Here is a 15,486-nt window from a genome sequence, read left to right on the forward strand (position 1 = left end):
GCCGATACGGTGGCAGCAATCCGATGCACGGAACGGCCTGACCGGCACTCCGCGCTCCATCGGTACTCCGCCTCCGACTCCGAGGAAGCCATGCGCACCCGCGTCCGTCCCATCCGCCCCCTGCTCACCGCCGTCACCGCGACGGCCCTGTCCGCCGTCCTCGTGGCGGGCGGCCTGCCCGCCCACGCCGCGACGGACGCGGACGCTGCGGCCGTCCCCGTCGCGGTCTCCGTCCCGGATGCCGCGGACACGGCGACCCCGACGGCAAGCACGGCGACCCCCGCGGCCGGCACGGAGGCTCCCGCGGACCAGGCCGACGCGACGCCGGAGGCGCCGGCGCCCACCGCCGCGCCGACCGCGACGCCGTCCGCGCCGTCCGCGCCGGCACCCGCGGCACCCGCGGCATCCGCGGAGCCCGCGGCCCTGCCCGCTCCCGTGCTGCTGACCCCCGCCGAGGGCGACGCGCAGGTCGAGGGCACCACGACGTTCTCCGGCACGGGCGTCTCCGGCGCCACCATCTACATCTCGGTGTTCGCGGCGGGCCTTCGCGGCGGTGCAGGTGACAACGCCGACTTCCTGCAGTACTCCGCAGCCGTCGGCGCCGACGGCCGCTGGAGCACCACCGCGACCGTGCCCGTCGGCTTCTGGGCGTTCAAGGCGGACCAGTCGCTCGGCGAGCAGGCCACGTCGACGGAGGGCAACGTGGCCTTCACGATCCGCCCGGCTGCCCCGGTCATCACCAGCCCCGCGCCGGACACGGGGGTGGACGGCCGTCTGCGCCTCGCCGGCACCGGGGCCGCGGGCTCCCGGGTCGTCGTCACGGTCGACGGGACCGACGACGAGCCCCTCGAGCTCACCATCCCGGTCCGCGCCGACGGCACCTGGTCCACCGAGGCCCTCCTGCCCGTGGGCTCGTACTCCGTGACCGCCGTCGCATCCCACCCGCTGCCGTACGAGCGCGAGGAGCGGTACATCGAGTCCGCGCCCACCGCACCCGTCGCCGTCACGGTGACCCGCGCGGCCGAGGCCGTGCGTCCGGTGCTCCTGTCCCCGCGCGAGGGCGACAGCCAGGTCGAGGGCGAGACGACGTTCTCCGGCACGGGCGAGCCCTCCACGGGCCTCACCGTGCTGCTCTACGCCGAGGGCGACCGCCGCTATCCCAGCGACTCGGGCATCTTCCCCATCGCCGAGACCTCGGTCCGGGCAGATGGCACGTGGAGCGTCACCGCGACCGTCCCCGTCGGGATATGGGTCGTGCTCGTGGAGCAGGGTCAGCACGGGATCGGGCCGTCGAACGAGGAGCGGCCGGTCCTCACGATCGCGCCAGCGGCACCGGTCATCACGACGCCGACCCCGGAGGCACGGGTCGAGGGGCGGGTCCAGCTCGCCGGCACCGGCACCGCGGGCTCGCGCGTCATCCTCACCCTGACGCGGGGGGCCTCCTCCCGGGAGCTGTCCGCCGTGGTCCGCCGCGACGGCACCTGGTCCGTCATCGCGGACATCCCCTCGGGGAGCTGGACCGTCTCGGCCGTCGGCTCGCACCTCCTGCCGTACGAGCGCAGCGAGCGGTACATCCGCTCCGCGGCCTCCCCCGCCGTCGCGTTCTCGCTCACCGGCGGCACCGCCGTGGCGGTCTCCCACCGCACGACGCTGCCGATGACGGGCACGGACCCCGTGCCGCTGATCGCGCTCACCGGATCCCTCCTCGCCGCCGGGCTCGCGCTCCTCGTGGTCCCCGCCGTCCGACGGCGCCGGAGCGGCCACGCCCGCTGAGCCCGACACGCGACGCGCCCCCTGCCTCTCGAGGCAGGGGGCGCGTCGTGCGTGCGGGAGGTGGCTACTTGGCCTTCTTCTCCGTGTCGCCCGAGAGCGCGGCGATGAACGCCTCCTGGGGGACCTCGACGCGGCCGACCATCTTCATGCGCTTCTTGCCCTCCTTCTGCTTCTCGAGCAGCTTGCGCTTGCGGGTGATGTCGCCGCCGTAGCACTTGGCGAGCACGTCCTTCCGCATGGCGCGGATGGACTCTCGGGCGATGATCCGGGCACCGATGGCCGCCTGGATCGGGACCTCGAACTGCTGGCGCGGGATGAGCTCGCGGAGGCGGCCCGTCATGAGCACGCCGTACGCGTAGGCCTTGTCGCGGTGCACGATGGCGCTGAAGGCGTCGACCTGCTCGCCCTGCAGCAGGATGTCGACCTTCACGAGGTCGGAGTCCTGCGAGCCGGCGGGCTCGTAGTCGAGCGACGCGTAGCCGGCCGTCTTGCTCTTGAGGTTGTCGAAGAAGTCGAACACGATCTCGCCGAGCGGCATCGTGTAGCGGATCTCCACTCGGTCCTCGCCCAGGTACTCCATGCCGAGCAGGATCCCGCGCCGCGACTGGCACAGCTCCATGATCGTGCCGACGTAGTCCTTGGGCGCGAGGATCGCCGCCTTCACCACGGGCTCGGAGACGCTGACGATCTTGCCGCCCGGGAACTCGCTCGGGTTGGTCACGGTGACGGTCCTCTTGTCCTCGCTCGTGACCTCGTAGATCACCGACGGGGCGGTGGTGATGAGGTCGAGGCCGAACTCGCGCGAGAGGCGCTCGGTGATGATCTCGAGGTGCAGCAGCCCGAGGAACCCGCAGCGGAAGCCGAAGCCCAGCGCGACCGAGGTCTCGGGCTCGTAGACGAGCGCGGCGTCGGAGAGCTTCAGCTTGTCGAGGGCGTCGCGGAGGTCGGGGTAGTCGGATCCGTCGATCGGGTAGAGCCCCGAGAAGACCATGGGCAGCGGCTCGGTGTATCCCGGCAGCGCCTCGGTCGCGGGCCGGGCTGCGGTCGTGACGGTGTCGCCGACCTTCGACTGGCGCACGTCCTTCACGCCCGTGATGAGGTAGCCGACCTCGCCCACGCCCAGGCCGTCGGAGGGCGTGGGCTCGGGCGAGCTGACGCCGATCTCGAGGATCTCGTGGGTGGCGCGCGTCGACATCATCGCGATCTTCTCGCGCGGGCTCAGCTTGCCGTCGATCATGCGGACGTAGGTGACCACGCCGCGGTAGGCGTCGTAGACCGAGTCGAAGATCATGGCGCGCGCGGCGGCGTCGGGGTCGCCGACGGGCGCGGGGATGGTGCGGGAGACGCGGTCCAGCAGCTCCTCGACCCCGGCGCCCGTCTTGCCGGAGACGCGGAGCACGTCGGCCGGGTCACCGCCGATGAGGGACGCGAGCTCGGCCGCGTACTTGTCGGGGTCGGCGGCCGGCAGGTCGATCTTGTTGAGCACCGGGATGATCGTCAGGTCGTTCTCGAGCGCGAGGTAGAGGTTCGCGAGCGTCTGCGCCTCGATGCCCTGCGCGGCGTCCACGAGGAGGATCGCGCCCTCGCACGCGGCGAGCGAGCGGGAGACCTCGTAGGAGAAGTCGACGTGGCCCGGGGTGTCGATCATGTTGAGCGCGTAGGTCTTCCCGTCGAGCTCCCACGGCATGCGGACGGCCTGGCTCTTGATGGTGATGCCGCGCTCGCGCTCGATGTCCATGCGGTCGAGGTACTGGGCGCGCATGGCCCGCGACTCGACGACGCCCGTCAGCTGCAGCATGCGGTCGGCCAACGTGGACTTGCCGTGGTCGATGTGGGCGATGATGCAGAAGTTGCGGATGGACGCGGGGTCGGTCGCGGCGGGCCGGAGGGCCTTCGTTGCTAGGGGGCTCACGCGTTCCTCAAGGTCGAGCGGGTGGGGCGGGAACAACGATCATCCCACGGCGGGGCGCGCGGACCGGCCCCGCCGTGGGCGCGGGCGAGCCGTCAGCGGCGGACGATGTCGGCGACGGCCGCGTCGAGCTCCGGCCAGCGGAACCGGTAGCCGGCCGCCTCGAGCGTCTCCGGGACGACCCAGCGGCTCTTGAGGACGAGCTCCGGCTCCGTGCGGAAGAGCCACATGCCGACCTCGAGCATCCACCGGTTCGCCGCGAGCCCGACGGGCATGCCGACGGCCCGGCGGAGCACCTTCATCAGCCGTCGGTTCGTGACGGGCGCGGGGCTCGACGCGTTGACCGGCCCCTCGAGCGACGGGGTGTCGCGCACGAAGCGGATGATGCCGACGAGGTCGTCGATGTGCAGCCAGCTGAAGACCTGGCGGCCGTGGGTCGGCTGGAACACGTGGTGGGCGCCCGCGCGGATCCGCGACGGACGACCCGGGAAGCGCCCGTCGAGCTGCGGCCCGCCGAGGCCGAAGCGGGCGAGGCCGAGCAGCGGCTGCAGCGCGCCGTCGCGGCCGAGCACGATCGCGATGCGGAGCGCCACGCGGCGCGTCGACGGCAGGTCCGGCGCGAAGAACGCGCGCTCCCAGGCGCGGCCCACGGAGGGCGAGAAGTCCTCGCCGAGCTCGCCCGTCGACTCGGTCTGCGGACGGTCGGTCGCGTGGCGGTAGACGGTGGCGGTGGAGGCGTTGATCCACACGGGGACGGGACGCGCGCTGTCCTGGACGGCACGCCCGAGCTCGGCCGTCGTCTCCGTGCGCGAGCGCAGGATCTCCCGGCGGTTCGCGACGCCGTACCGGCAGTTCACGCTCTTGCCCGCGAGGTTGACGAGCAGGTCGGCGCCGTCGAGGAGGCGGCGGATCCCCTCGGCGTCGCCCCAGCGCGCGTCGGCGCCCGAGCGGCCGATGGTGCGCACGCGGTAGCCCTCCTCGGCGAGCTCCCTCATGAGCACCTGCCCGATGAAGCCGGACGCGCCCGCGACGACCGCGGTGCGCGGGGCGGACGGCCCCGGTGCGCCGCTCATGCGCCGAAGCGCGTGCGGCGCTCGACCGTGGTGCCCTGGCCGTCGGCCCACGTGTAGACCGTGCTCCCGCCGATGATGACGTGCTCGGCGCGCGACTGCACGTCGAGCGGGTCGCCCGACCAGATCACGACGTCGGCGTCGAGGCCCGGGGTGAGCGCGCCGACGCGGTGGTCGAGGCGGAGGATCGCGGCCGGGTTCGCGGTGATGGCGCGGAGCGCGACGTCGGCGGGCAGGCCGTCCTTCACCGCGAAGGACGCCTGGTGCACCAGGAAGTCGATCGGCACGACGGGCGCGTCGGTCGTGATGGCCACGAGGACGCCCGCGCGGTGCAGGGCCGCGAGGTTCGCGACGGCGCGGTCGCGGAGCTCGACCTTCGAGCGCGAGGTGATCATGGGCCCGAAGATCACGGGGATCCCGCGCTCGGCGAGCACGTCCGCGATCTTGTCGCCCTCGGTGCCGTGGTTGACGACGAGGCGGTAGCCGAACTCGTCGGCGAGGCGGATCGCGGTGGCGATGTCGTCGTGACGGTGCGTGTGCTGGTCCCAGGCGAGCTCGCCGTCGAGGACGCGCACGAGCGTCTCCTTGCCGAGGTCGCGGGAGAAGGGCTTGCCCTCCTTGTCGGCGTGGTCGCGGGCGGCGCGGTAGTCCTCCGCGTCGCGGAAGGCCCGGCGGATCACCATGGCGACGCCGAGGCGGGTCGACGGCGTGCGGTCCTTGGCGCCGTACACGCGCTTCGGGTTCTCGCCGAGCGCGCTCTTCACGCTCACGGAGTCGCTGACGAGCTGCTCGTCGATGGTGCGGCCGCCCCACGACTTGATGGCCACGGACTGGCCGCCGATCGGGTTGCCCGAGCCGGGCTTCACGACGATGGTCGTGACGCCGCCCTTGAGCGCGTCGCGGAAGCCCTCGTCGTCGATGTCGATGGCGTCGATCGCGCGCACCGAGCTCATGTCGGGGTCGGTCATCTCGTTGGTGTCGTTCCCCGCGGGCCCGTTGGCCTCCTCGTGGATGCCGACGTGGCCGTGCGCCTCGACGAAGCCGGGGAGGACCCAGCGGCCCGTGGCGTCGATGACGGTCGCGCCCTCGGGCACCTCGACGCCGTCGCCCGCGCCGACCGCGGCCACGAGGCCGTCGCGGAGGAGCACGGTGCCGCCGGGGATGGGCGAGCCGTCGACGGGGACGACGTGCCCCCCGACGATGGCGGTGACGGAGGAGGCGGAGGCGCGGACGGGCGCGGTGGGATCTGCGGGATGGGCCATGATCCGAGCCTAGGACGGCGGGGAGCGGCCGACGGCCGTCGGTAGGCTCGCGGCATGGGCATCCCCGACTTCATCGTCTCCCTCCGCGAGCGGGTCGGCACCGCTCCCCTCTGGCTCTCGGGCGTCACCGCGGTGATCCTCGACGGCCCCCGCGTGCTCCTCGTGCGGCGGGGCGACACCGGCGGGTGGGCGCCCGTCTCGGGGATCCTCGAGCCCGGCGAGGAGCCGGCCGTCGGCGCGTGGCGCGAGGCCGAGGAGGAGACCGGCGTGGACGTCGAGGTCGAGCGGCTGGTCGCCGTCGGCACCACCGGCGAGATCACCTACCCGAACGGCGACCGTGCCAGCTACCTCGACCTGACCTTCCGCTGCCGGTACGTCTCCGGCGAGGCGCGCGTGAACGACGACGAGTCGCTCGAGGTCGCGTGGTGGCCCGTGGACGCGCTGCCGGACATGTCCGCCGACTTCCTGTCGCGCATCCGGGACGCCGTCGACGACGAGCCGGAGACGCGCTTCGTGCGCCCCGGCGAGGAGGTCCCGCAGCACGACCGCGACGCGCGGGGCGCTACGGCCTGATTTCCCGGCCTGGACCTGGTATCGTCGCCTGTTGGCTTGCGTGTGATCCTCCCCGATCACGCGGTATCGCCGCAGGCGCCCTCTCTCGCTGAGCGGCAACTCATACGACGAAAACTCGAACGGAAGACATAACACGTGGCAAACATCAAGTCGCAGATCAAGCGCATCGGCACCAACAAGAAGGCCCAGGAGCGCAACAAGGCCGTCAAGAGCGAGCTGAAGACGGCGATCCGCTCCGTCAAGACCGCCATCACGGCGGGCGACAAGGACGCGGCCGTCAAGGCCGTCAGCCTCGCCGGCAAGAAGCTCGACAAGGCCGCCAGCAAGGGCGTCATCCACAAGAACCAGGCCGCGAACCGCAAGGGCGCGATCGCCAAGCAGGTCGCCAAGATCGGCTGATCTCCCCTGGTGAGGACGAAGGGCCCCGCGCGCTGCGCGGGGCCCTTCGTCATGTCCGGGAGCGGCAGGGATGACGAGGAGCCGTGCGCGCTTGGGCGTCAGTCGCGGCCGCGTGACGCGACCGTGCGGACCATGCGCTCGAGCGAGTAGACCGCGTCGCGCCCGCCGCCCTTGACCTGCGCGTCGGCCTCCGCGAGGGCCTCGATGGCGCGGCCGAGTCCCGCGTCGTCCCAGAGCTGCAGGTCGCGGCGGGCCCGGTCGACCTGCCACGGCGCCATGCCGAGCTTCGACGCGAGCTGGCCCGAGGCGCCGGAGACGCCCGACACCTTCGCCATCGTGCGGATCTTCATGGCGAACGCGGCGATGAGCGGCACCGGGTCGGCGCCCGAGGTGAGCGCGTGGCGGAGCAGCACGAGCGCCTCGCCGCTGCGGCCCGCGATGGCGGAGTCCGCGACCGCGAACGCGTTGATCTCGACGCGGCCGCCGTAGTACTGGTCGACGGTGACCTCGGTGATCTCGTGCGCCGTGTCCGAGATGAGCTGCTGGCAGGCGGACGCGAGCTCGCTCACGTCGTCCTGGAAGGCGGCGACGAGCTGGCGCACGGCGCCCGGGGTGATCGACCGCTTCGCGGCGCGGAACTCGGCGACCGCGAAGTCGTGCTTCTCGCTGTCCTTCTTCAGCTCCGCGCACACGATCTCGATGCCGCCGCCGGTGCCCGCGCGCACGGCGTCGAGGAGCTTCTTGCCGCGCACTCCCCCGGCGTGCCGGAGGACGACGTAGGTGTCGTCAGCCGGGGAGTCGAGATAGGCGACCGCGTCGAGCAGGAACTGGTCGGAGCACTTCTCCACGTTGACGACGCGGATGAGCCGCGGCTCCGCGAACAGCGACGGGCTCGCCAGCGTGATGAGCTCGCCGGGCGCGTAGGAGTCGGCCTCGATGTCGGAGACCTCGATGCTCGGGTCCTCGGCCGTGAGGATGTCGCGGAGGCGCCGCATCGCGCGGTCGGCGAGGAGCGCCTCGGTGCCGGAGACGAGGACGATGGGCGCGGGTCGCACGGCGTCCCACGCGAGCTGCGGGATGGCGGCCGACGACTTGGTCGCGGTGCCGCGGGAGGTCCTGGTCGCCATGCGGGTCCTTCCGGGCGGGGCGTGCGGGTGCGGGTGCGCATGTGGGGCGCGGGAGCCCGGTGTCGGGCGGATCCAGGTTAGCCGTCGGGTGGGACATCGGCCGTCCTCGGGAGGGGCGACGGGCGCGGGAGCCCGGCGGGTGACCGACCGGCCTGCGGCGCACGGCCGAGCGCGACCACGGCGACGACCAGCGCCGTGGCCACGACGAGGGCGACGACTCCCCCGGGCCCGGTCGGCCAGGGGACGCGGCCCCACGGGAGGCGGGACAGCACCGAGGCGACCGCGGCGATCCACGAGGCCGGCAGCCAGGCCAGCCGCAGCGCCAGACCGCCCGCCGCGGGCCAGACGGGCAGGAGCACGCACGCCACGAGTCCGCCGATGGTCGCGGGGGCGGCGGCCGGCTCGGCCAGCACGTTGGCGAGCACGCCGTGGACGGGCAGGCCGGGCTGCAGCACGAGCAGGACCGGCTGGCAGGCGACCTGCGCCGCGACGGGTATGGCTAGCGCCTCGGCGAGCCGGCGCGGCATGCGCCGCGACAGGCGCTCGGCGACGGGCGGCGCGAGGACCAGCAGCCCGGCGGTGGCCAGCACGCTCAGCGCGAACCCGAGGTCGCGGGCGAGCCAGGGATCGCCCGCGAGCAGCACGATGACGGCGAGCGACAGGGCGGGCAGCCCGCGGGCGGGGCGACCGCTCGCGGTGGAGAGGATCAGCACGGCGGCCATGACGGCGGCGCGTCGCACGCTGGGCTGGGGGGTCACCAGCACCACGAACGCCCCGAGGGCGGCGAGGGCTGCGACGGCGCGACCCGGGCGACGGAGGCCGATCGCGGCGGACAGCGCGAGGACCAGCCCCACGATGACCGCGCAGTTCGCGCCGGACACCGCGGTGAGGTGCGTGAGCGAGCTGTCCTTCATCGTCTGCGCGAGGGCGGGCGCGACCGCCGACACGTCGCCGATCGCCAGGCCCGGGAGGAGCTCCGCACCCGGACCGGGTAGGAGGGCCGACGCGCGCGACAGGCCGGCGCGGAGGTCGTCGGCGGCCGCGAGCGGCCCGGAGGCAGGCGCCGTCGGCTCGAGGGCGCCCCGGGCGACCAGCAGGTACGCCGCGCGGTCGGCCGGATCCGCGGGGCGCACGGCCGCGCTCAGCCGCACGACGGTGCCGACGCCGAGGTGCCCGCTCCCGGATCCGTCCGGCTCGGATCCCGCTCGGCTCGCGAAGACGACGACGGGTACCGGCGCGCGGAGGACGACCGTGCCGTCCGTCGCGGGACCGTGCGCGTCCTGTCCCACGTGGAGCGCCGTGAGTCGGCCGACGAGCCGCACGCGAGCGCCGGCGGCGCCGGATCCGCCGCCCGCGCGGGACGCGACCGGCGCGGGCGGCTCGTCGAGGACGACGTCGGCGACCACCATCCCGTCGGCTGCGGCCGCGGCGTCGAGCACGGCGGGGTGGCGCAGCGGCTCCCGGGCCGCCGCCGCGCCGAGGAGCAGGGCGGAGACCCCGGCCGCGACCGCGACGGCGGCGACGACCCGGACCGCGACGGGGCGGATGCGGCCGGGTGAGGAGTCCCTCCGGGCGGCGCGCGAGCGGGCGGCGCTGACGAGGGCGGTCGCGACGGCTCCGACGGCGACCGCCGCGGACACGAGCGCCAGCGTCGCCGTCGCACCGCGCATGCCCACGGCGGCCGCGGTCGCGGCCCAGCCGACACCGGCCGGGATCGCGAGCCGGAGGTCGAGCGGCCCGGATGCGCCGCGACGGGGGCGCATCGGCGCGCGGCCGCCCGGCCCGCTCCCGGCGACCCGGCCTCGGCGTTCGCGCGGTGTCGGCGGCCTCACACGCGCACCAGCGGCGTGAGCGAGGCCAGGGTCCGGTCGCCGATGCCGGGGACGCGACCGAGATCGGCCACCCGCGTGAAGCGCCCGTGCGCGGACCGCCACGCGATGATGCGGGCCGCGAGCGACGGGCCGACGCGCGGGAGCGTCTCGAGCTGCTCGGCGGTGGCCGTGTTCAGGTCCACCGGCGTCGACGGGCTCGCCCCCGTCGGGGATCCTCCAGCCGAGCCCGACGCGGACGGCGCGGCCGCCTCCCCCTGTCGCGGGACGACGAGCTGCTCGCCGTCGGTGAGCACCCGCGCGAGGTTCACGCCGGCGGGATCCGCGCCGTCCGCGAAGCCGTGCGCGGCGGTGAGGGCGTCGACGACGCGACTGCCCGGCGCGAGCGGGAACAGCCCCGGGGACACGACGGCCCCGACGACGTGCACGTAGATGGGGGTCCGCGATCCGCCGCCGGGCTGGTCGCCCGCGTCGCCCTCCCCGGAGCCGACGGCGACGGCGGCGGGGTCCGGATCCGATCCGGTCGCGTCCCCGCGGCCACCTGCCGATGCGCCGGCCGGAGCGTCGTCGTCGGCGGCGGACGAGCGCGTGGTGCGATCCGGCGATGCCGGCGTTCCATGCGCCGCCGCGGTCGATCCCGAGGTGGAGGCGGACCCCGTCGCGCCGCCCTCGGCTGCCTGGATCGCGGTCACGAGGATCGTGATGACGAGCGCCGCGCCGACCAGCGCGGCCGCCGCCCCGATGCCGACGCGGAGGCGCACGCGCTGACCGGGCAGCGGCATCGGAGCCGGCGCCGTGGGTGGACGGCCGTGCTCCGAGGCGGCTCCCGCCCCGGGCGATGGTCCCGCCACGCGGCCACGCCCGGCGGCACCTGCTGAGCTCCCGCCACGCGGGCGGCCCCGGGAGGATCCGGGCGCGGACACCCCGTCGCTCGCCTCGATGGAGGACAGCTCCTCGGGCGGGAACCCCTCGTCAGACGGGAACCGCTCCTCGGGCGGGAACCGCTCGTTCGATGGGAACCGCTCGTCCGACGGGAACCGCTCGTCGGGCGGGAACCGCTCCTGCGGCGGGAACGGATCGCCCGAGGAAGGGCCGTCCGTCGCTTGCCGGCGGTGCGCGTCGTCCGCGTCCGACCCGACGCCGCCGGCCGTTCCCGCGGGATCGACGCACGCAGAAGGCCCCCACCCCTCCGCCTCGACGTCGGCGGGTCGGCTACGGGATCGGCGGAGGGGACGCATGTCCGCACGGTAGGTCGCGCGTCCCGGCCGCGGATCCGCCGGAAGAGGTCTGGGGATCACCGCCGCGGAGGGACCCTGGGATGGAGCGAGGGCGGCCCGTCGCCGGACCGCCCTCGTCTCCGCGCGCCGCGGCGCGACCCGCCCGCTAGGAGGCGGGCGTGGTGGTGATGCTCACGATCTTCGGCGCGCGGACGATGACCTTGTCGATGGTGCGGCCCGCCGTGGAGCGCTTCGCTCCCGGCGTCTCGCGCGCGAGGGCCTCGAGCTCGTCGGCTCCGATGCGCGCGTCGACCTCGAGCTTGTCGCGCACCTTGCCGTCGACCTGCACGACCGCGGTGACGGTGTTCACGACGAGCAGGTTCCGGTCGGCCTTGCGCCAGCCGGCGTACGCGACGGATCCGGTGTAGCCGAGGCGCTTCCACATGTCCTCGGCCGTGTACGGCGCGAACAGGCTCAGCGCGACCGCGACGACCTCCGTGGCCTCGCGCACCGCCGCATCGCCGCCGCCGGGGCCCTGGTCGATGGTCTTGCGGATGGCGTTGACGAGCTCCATGGTGCGCGCGATCACGACGTTGAACTTGAACGCCTCGAGCATGCCGGGGGCCTCGGCGAGGAAGCGGTGCGTGACGCGGCGGAGCGCCTCGTCCCCCGTCTTCCACTCGACCTCGGGCGCGCTCGTGATGTCGCCCGTGAGGCGCCAGGCGCGGGCCAGGAACTTCGCGGATCCGGACGGGGAGACGTCCTCCCAGTCGATGTCGTCCTCCGGCGGGCCGGCGAACGCCATGGTCAGGCGGATCGCGTCGACGCCGTGGCGGTCCATCTCCGAGCCGAGGTCGACCCCGCCCTTGCTCTTCGACATCTTGCTGCCGCCGGAGAGCACCATGCCCTGGTTCAGCAGCGCGCTGAAGGGCTCGGTGAAGGTGACGTAGCCGAGGTCGAACAGGACCTTGGTGATGAAGCGCGAGTAGAGCAGGTGCAGGATCGCGTGCTCGACGCCGCCGACGTACTGGTCGATGGGCGCCCAGCGGTCGGCGTCGGCCGGGTCGAACGCCTTCGTGGCGTCGTTCGGCGACAGGAAGCGCAGCCAGTACCAGGAGCTGTCCATGAACGTGTCCATGGTGTCGGGGTCGCGCGTGGCCGGGCTGCCGTCCACGGGGCTCGGCACGTTCGCCCACTCCGTGGCGGCGGCGAGCGGCGACTTGCCCTTGGGCGTGAGGTCGAGGCCCTCGGTGTCGGGCAGCCGCACGGGCAGCTGATCCTCCGGCACGCGGATCTCGCGACCCTCGGCGTCGTAGACGATGGGGATGGGCGTGCCCCAGAAGCGCTGGCGCGAGATGAGCCAGTCGCGCAGGCGGTAGTTCTTCGCCGCGCGGCCGCGCCCCTCCGCCTCGAGCTGCTCGATGACGCGCTTGATGGCGGGCTGCTTGCTCAGGCCGTTGAGCGACCCCGAGTTGATGAGACGGCCCTCGCCGGGCAGGGCCACGCCCGTGCGGCCGGGCAGGACCTCCTCGAGGTCGGGCAGCTCGCCGTCCTCGGGGATGATGCGGATGGCGCCCGTGACGGGCTGGGTGGTGTCGACCACGACGCGCACCGGCAGGTCGAAGGCGCGCGCGAAGTCGAGGTCGCGCTGGTCGTGCGCGGGGACGGCCATGACCGCGCCCGTGCCGTAGTCGGCGAGCACGTAGTCGGCGGCCCAGATGGGGATCCGCTCGCCGTTGACCGGGTTGACGGCCGTGCGGCCGAGCGGGATGCCGGTCTTCGGGCGGTCGGTCGTGGAGCGCTCGATCTCGTTGAGGCGCTGCGTGCGCTCGAGGTAGCCGCGGAACTGCTCCCTGACCTCCTCGGACGCGCCCTCGACGAGCTCCGCCGCGAGGTCGCTGTCGGGCGCGACGACCATGAACGTGGCGCCGTGCAGCGTGTCCGGACGCGTGGTGAAGACCGTGACGGGCTCGTCGCGCCCCTCGACCACGAAGTCGACCTCGGCGCCGACGGAGCGGCCGATCCAGTTACGCTGCATGTTCAGCACCTTGGACGGCCACTTGCCCTCGAGCTGGTTGAGGTCGTCGACGAGGCGGTCGGCGTAGTCGGTGATGCGCAGGTACCACTGCGTGAGCTTCTTCTTGACGACCATCGCGCCCGACCGGTCGGACGTGCCGTCGGGCAGCACCTGCTCGTTGGCGAGCACGGTCTGGTCCACCGGGTCCCAGTTGACCCAGCTGTCCTTGCGGTACGCGAGGCCCTTCTCGTGCATCTTGAGGAACAGCCACTGGTTCCACGTGTAGTACTCGGGGTCGCTCGTGTGGAGCTCGCGCTCCCAGTCGAAGGAGAGGCCGTAGCGCTTCATCGACTGCTTCTGGGTGTCGATGTTCGCGTAGGTCCACTCGCGGGGGTCGACCCCGCGCTTGATGGCCGCGTTCTCCGCGGGCAGGCCGAACGAGTCCCAGCCGATGGGGTGCAGGACGTTGAAGCCCTGCTGACGCCAGTAGCGCGCGACCGCGTCGCCGAGCGCGAACGCCTCCGCGTGGCCCATGTGCAGGTCGCCCGAGGGGTACGGGAACATGTCGAGGATGTACTTGCGCGGTCGCGTGTCGCTCGCGTCGGGCGTGCGGAACGGCTGCTCGCGCTCCCACACCTCGGACCACTCGGCCTCGATGGCGCGGAAGTCGTAGGTGTCGCCGGGGGTGTCGGGGGTCTCGTGTGCCAAGGGCGCTCTCGATTCGATGCGGGGGGTCACGGCCGTGAAGGCCTCGACAAGACTAGTGAACGCGCCGGGCCGCTCCCGAACGGCCGTCGCGGGGGCGCATCACGCGCCGTGGGGCGACCTGGGGAGGGGCGGACGGCGGCCCTCGGGAGCGGCCGGAGTGTGCGCGCGACCCGCCCGGACGGCGGCGAGGAGCGGCGCCGCCTTCACGCGCACCTCCTCGAGCTCCTCCTCCGGGACCGAGAGCGCCGTGATGCCGCCGCCCGCCCCCACCGTGGCGTGGCCGTCCGCGACGACGACGGAGCGGATCACCATGGCGAGGTCGGCGCGGCCGTCGTCGCCGAACCAGCCGAACGCGCCCGCGTAGACGCCGCGCGGGCCGCGCTCGAGGGCGGCCAGGATGCCGACGGCGGCGGACTTCGGGGCGCCCGTCATGGATCCGGCGGGGAACAGCGCGCGGACGGCGTCGACCGCGGAGACGCCGGGCGCGAGCTCGCCCTCCACGCGACTGACGAGCTGGTGCACCTGCGCGTACGCCTCCACAGCGAACAGGCTCGTGACGCGCACGGAGCCGAGCACGCACACGCGGCTGAGGTCGTTGCGCATGAGGTCGACGATCATCACGTTCTCCGCGCGCTCCTTCTCGCTCGCGAGGAGCTCGGCGCGGGCGCGCGCGTCGGCGGCCGGATCCGCGTGCCTCGGCCTGGTGCCCTTGATCGGCAGCGTGCGCAGCGTGCCGCCGGCGTCGACCTCGACGAACCGCTCGGGCGATGCGCTGACGAGCGCCGCACCGCCCATGCGGAGGAAGGCGCCGTGGTGGGTGGGGCTCAAGGTGCGAAGCGCGAGGTGCACGCGGACGGGATCCACGACGCCGGGCACGCGCGCCTGGTTCGTGAGGCAGAGCTGGTACGCGTCGCCCCGGCGGATGGACTCCTGGCAGGAGCGGATGAGGGCGAGGTAGGCGTCGTCGTCGTGGCGCCAGACGGGGTCGGCGCCGGCATGGTCCGCGGCGGCATCGGCGGGCGGGGCATCTGCGGGCGGTGCGGGACGTGTGGCGCGCGCGGCCGCGAGCTCGCCCTCCACGCGGTCCGGCCAGGGATCCCCCGCGCGGGCGACGGCCCACACCTCGTGCGCTCCGTGGTCGAAGGCGAGCAGGCGATCGACGCGGAGGAACGCGGCCGGGACCGCCGGTGGGTCGGCGTCGTGGGGCCCGCGCGGCGGGGCGTGGTGGAGCGGGACGGTCTCGGGCCACGCGTCGTGCGGGATCCACCCGACGACGCCGAGCCGGAACGCGAGCCCGGCCGGGAGCGCGGGCGCGTCCGTGGCGGAGGCCGCGGCGTCGGCATGGCCGGGACCGGGACCGGGACCGGGCACCAGCTCCGCGAGCCCGGCGAACACCCCGTCCGGCCACGCGGCGACCGTGCCCGCGGACGCGGCGAGGTAGCTCCAGCCCTCCCCCGCCGAGTCGTCGAGCCAGGCGACGTCGCCGGCGGACGCGGGGGCGTACGACGACAGGAACGCCTCCTCGGGGTCGTGCCAGGCGGCGAGCCGGCGGCCGACGACGGGACCTGCGGCCCGCGCGGGGTGCTCGTGCATGCTCGGCCT

At 74.1% G+C, this 15,486-nt stretch carries 11 protein-coding genes; 3 read left to right on the top strand and 8 right to left on the bottom strand.

Annotated elements, in window-relative coordinates:
* Positions 1-90 precede the first annotated feature (90 nt).
* Positions 91-1,773 (top strand): hypothetical protein, encoded by a 1,683-nt coding sequence (locus ACMT9T_RS02270; protein ID WP_414744048.1) that lies wholly within the window; start codon positions 91-93, stop codon positions 1,771-1,773.
* A gap of 64 nt (positions 1,774-1,837) precedes the next feature.
* Here ACMT9T_RS02270 and lepA read toward each other — a convergent pair whose 3' ends face one another.
* The 3 genes from lepA to ACMT9T_RS02285 all read right to left on the bottom strand — a co-directional run bounded on the left by lepA (position 1,838) and on the right by ACMT9T_RS02285 (position 6,014).
* Positions 1,838-3,685 carry a translation elongation factor 4 gene (lepA, locus tag ACMT9T_RS02275; RefSeq protein ID WP_414744049.1) on the bottom strand — a complete coding sequence of 616 codons (1,848 nt, stop codon included), beginning with the start codon at positions 3,683-3,685 and terminating at the stop codon, positions 1,838-1,840.
* A gap of 92 nt (positions 3,686-3,777) precedes the next feature.
* Positions 3,778-4,755 carry an epimerase gene (locus ACMT9T_RS02280; RefSeq protein ID WP_414744050.1) on the bottom strand — a complete coding sequence of 326 codons (978 nt, stop codon included), beginning with the start codon at positions 4,753-4,755 and terminating at the stop codon, positions 3,778-3,780.
* Positions 4,752-6,014, bottom strand: coding sequence for an amidohydrolase (locus ACMT9T_RS02285; protein ID WP_414744051.1), 1,263 nt, complete (start codon positions 6,012-6,014; stop codon positions 4,752-4,754). Before ACMT9T_RS02285 ends, ACMT9T_RS02280 begins: the two co-directional genes overlap by 4 nt.
* Before the next feature lie 54 nt (positions 6,015-6,068).
* Here ACMT9T_RS02285 and ACMT9T_RS02290 point away from each other — a divergent pair, with 54 nt between their 5' ends.
* Both ACMT9T_RS02290 and rpsT read left to right on the top strand, forming a co-directional pair.
* Complete coding sequence (locus ACMT9T_RS02290; protein ID WP_414744052.1) at positions 6,069-6,587, top strand: NUDIX hydrolase; 519 nt, start codon at positions 6,069-6,071, stop codon at positions 6,585-6,587.
* Between the two features lie 135 nt (positions 6,588-6,722).
* Positions 6,723-6,986, top strand: a complete 264-nt coding sequence (gene rpsT, locus ACMT9T_RS02295; RefSeq protein WP_012038238.1) for a 30S ribosomal protein S20 — start codon at positions 6,723-6,725, stop codon at positions 6,984-6,986.
* Between the two features lie 98 nt (positions 6,987-7,084).
* Here the strand turns inward: rpsT and holA are convergent, their stop codons facing one another.
* The 5 genes from holA to ACMT9T_RS02320 all read right to left on the bottom strand — a co-directional run bounded on the left by holA (position 7,085) and on the right by ACMT9T_RS02320 (position 15,477).
* Positions 7,085-8,113 (bottom strand): DNA polymerase III subunit delta, encoded by a 1,029-nt coding sequence (gene holA, locus ACMT9T_RS02300; protein ID WP_414744053.1) that lies wholly within the window; start codon positions 8,111-8,113, stop codon positions 7,085-7,087.
* A gap of 77 nt (positions 8,114-8,190) precedes the next feature.
* Positions 8,191-9,876: a ComEC/Rec2 family competence protein gene (locus tag ACMT9T_RS02305; protein WP_414744054.1), complete on the bottom strand. Its 1,686-nt coding sequence runs from the start codon at positions 9,874-9,876 to the stop codon at positions 8,191-8,193.
* Between the two features lie 65 nt (positions 9,877-9,941).
* Positions 9,942-10,724, bottom strand: a complete 783-nt coding sequence (locus tag ACMT9T_RS02310) for a ComEA family DNA-binding protein (RefSeq protein ID WP_414744055.1) — start codon at positions 10,722-10,724, stop codon at positions 9,942-9,944.
* Between the two features lie 601 nt (positions 10,725-11,325).
* Positions 11,326-13,884: a leucine--tRNA ligase gene (gene leuS / locus ACMT9T_RS02315; RefSeq protein WP_414744056.1), complete on the bottom strand. Its 2,559-nt coding sequence runs from the start codon at positions 13,882-13,884 to the stop codon at positions 11,326-11,328.
* Positions 13,885-13,983: 99 nt separating this feature from the next.
* Positions 13,984-15,477, bottom strand: a complete 1,494-nt coding sequence (locus ACMT9T_RS02320) for an anthranilate synthase component I family protein (protein ID WP_414744057.1) — start codon at positions 15,475-15,477, stop codon at positions 13,984-13,986.
* Between the last annotated feature and the right edge of the window lie 9 nt (positions 15,478-15,486).

This window comes from Clavibacter vidaverae (genome assembly GCF_047529985.1).
Lineage (GTDB): Bacteria > Actinomycetota > Actinomycetes > Actinomycetales > Microbacteriaceae > Clavibacter > Clavibacter nebraskensis_A.

Excerpts from the sequence above, each read along its gene's own strand:
- ACMT9T_RS02270 (WP_414744048.1), top strand. The coding sequence starts at position 91 with ATGCGCACCCGCGTCCGTCCCATCCGCCCCCTGCTCACCGCCGTCACC.
- ACMT9T_RS02285 (WP_414744051.1), bottom strand. The coding sequence starts at position 6,014 with ATGGCCCATCCCGCAGATCCCACCGCGCCCGTCCGCGCCTCCGCCTCC.
- ACMT9T_RS02305 (WP_414744054.1), bottom strand. The coding sequence starts at position 9,876 with ATGCGCCCCCGTCGCGGCGCATCCGGGCCGCTCGACCTCCGGCTCGCG.
- holA (WP_414744053.1), bottom strand. The coding sequence starts at position 8,113 with ATGGCGACCAGGACCTCCCGCGGCACCGCGACCAAGTCGTCGGCCGCC.
- ACMT9T_RS02320 (WP_414744057.1), bottom strand. The coding sequence starts at position 15,477 with ATGCACGAGCACCCCGCGCGGGCCGCAGGTCCCGTCGTCGGCCGCCGG.
- ACMT9T_RS02290 (WP_414744052.1), top strand. The coding sequence starts at position 6,069 with ATGGGCATCCCCGACTTCATCGTCTCCCTCCGCGAGCGGGTCGGCACC.
- ACMT9T_RS02280 (WP_414744050.1), bottom strand. The coding sequence starts at position 4,755 with ATGAGCGGCGCACCGGGGCCGTCCGCCCCGCGCACCGCGGTCGTCGCG.
- ACMT9T_RS02310 (WP_414744055.1), bottom strand. The coding sequence starts at position 10,724 with ATGCCGCTGCCCGGTCAGCGCGTGCGCCTCCGCGTCGGCATCGGGGCG.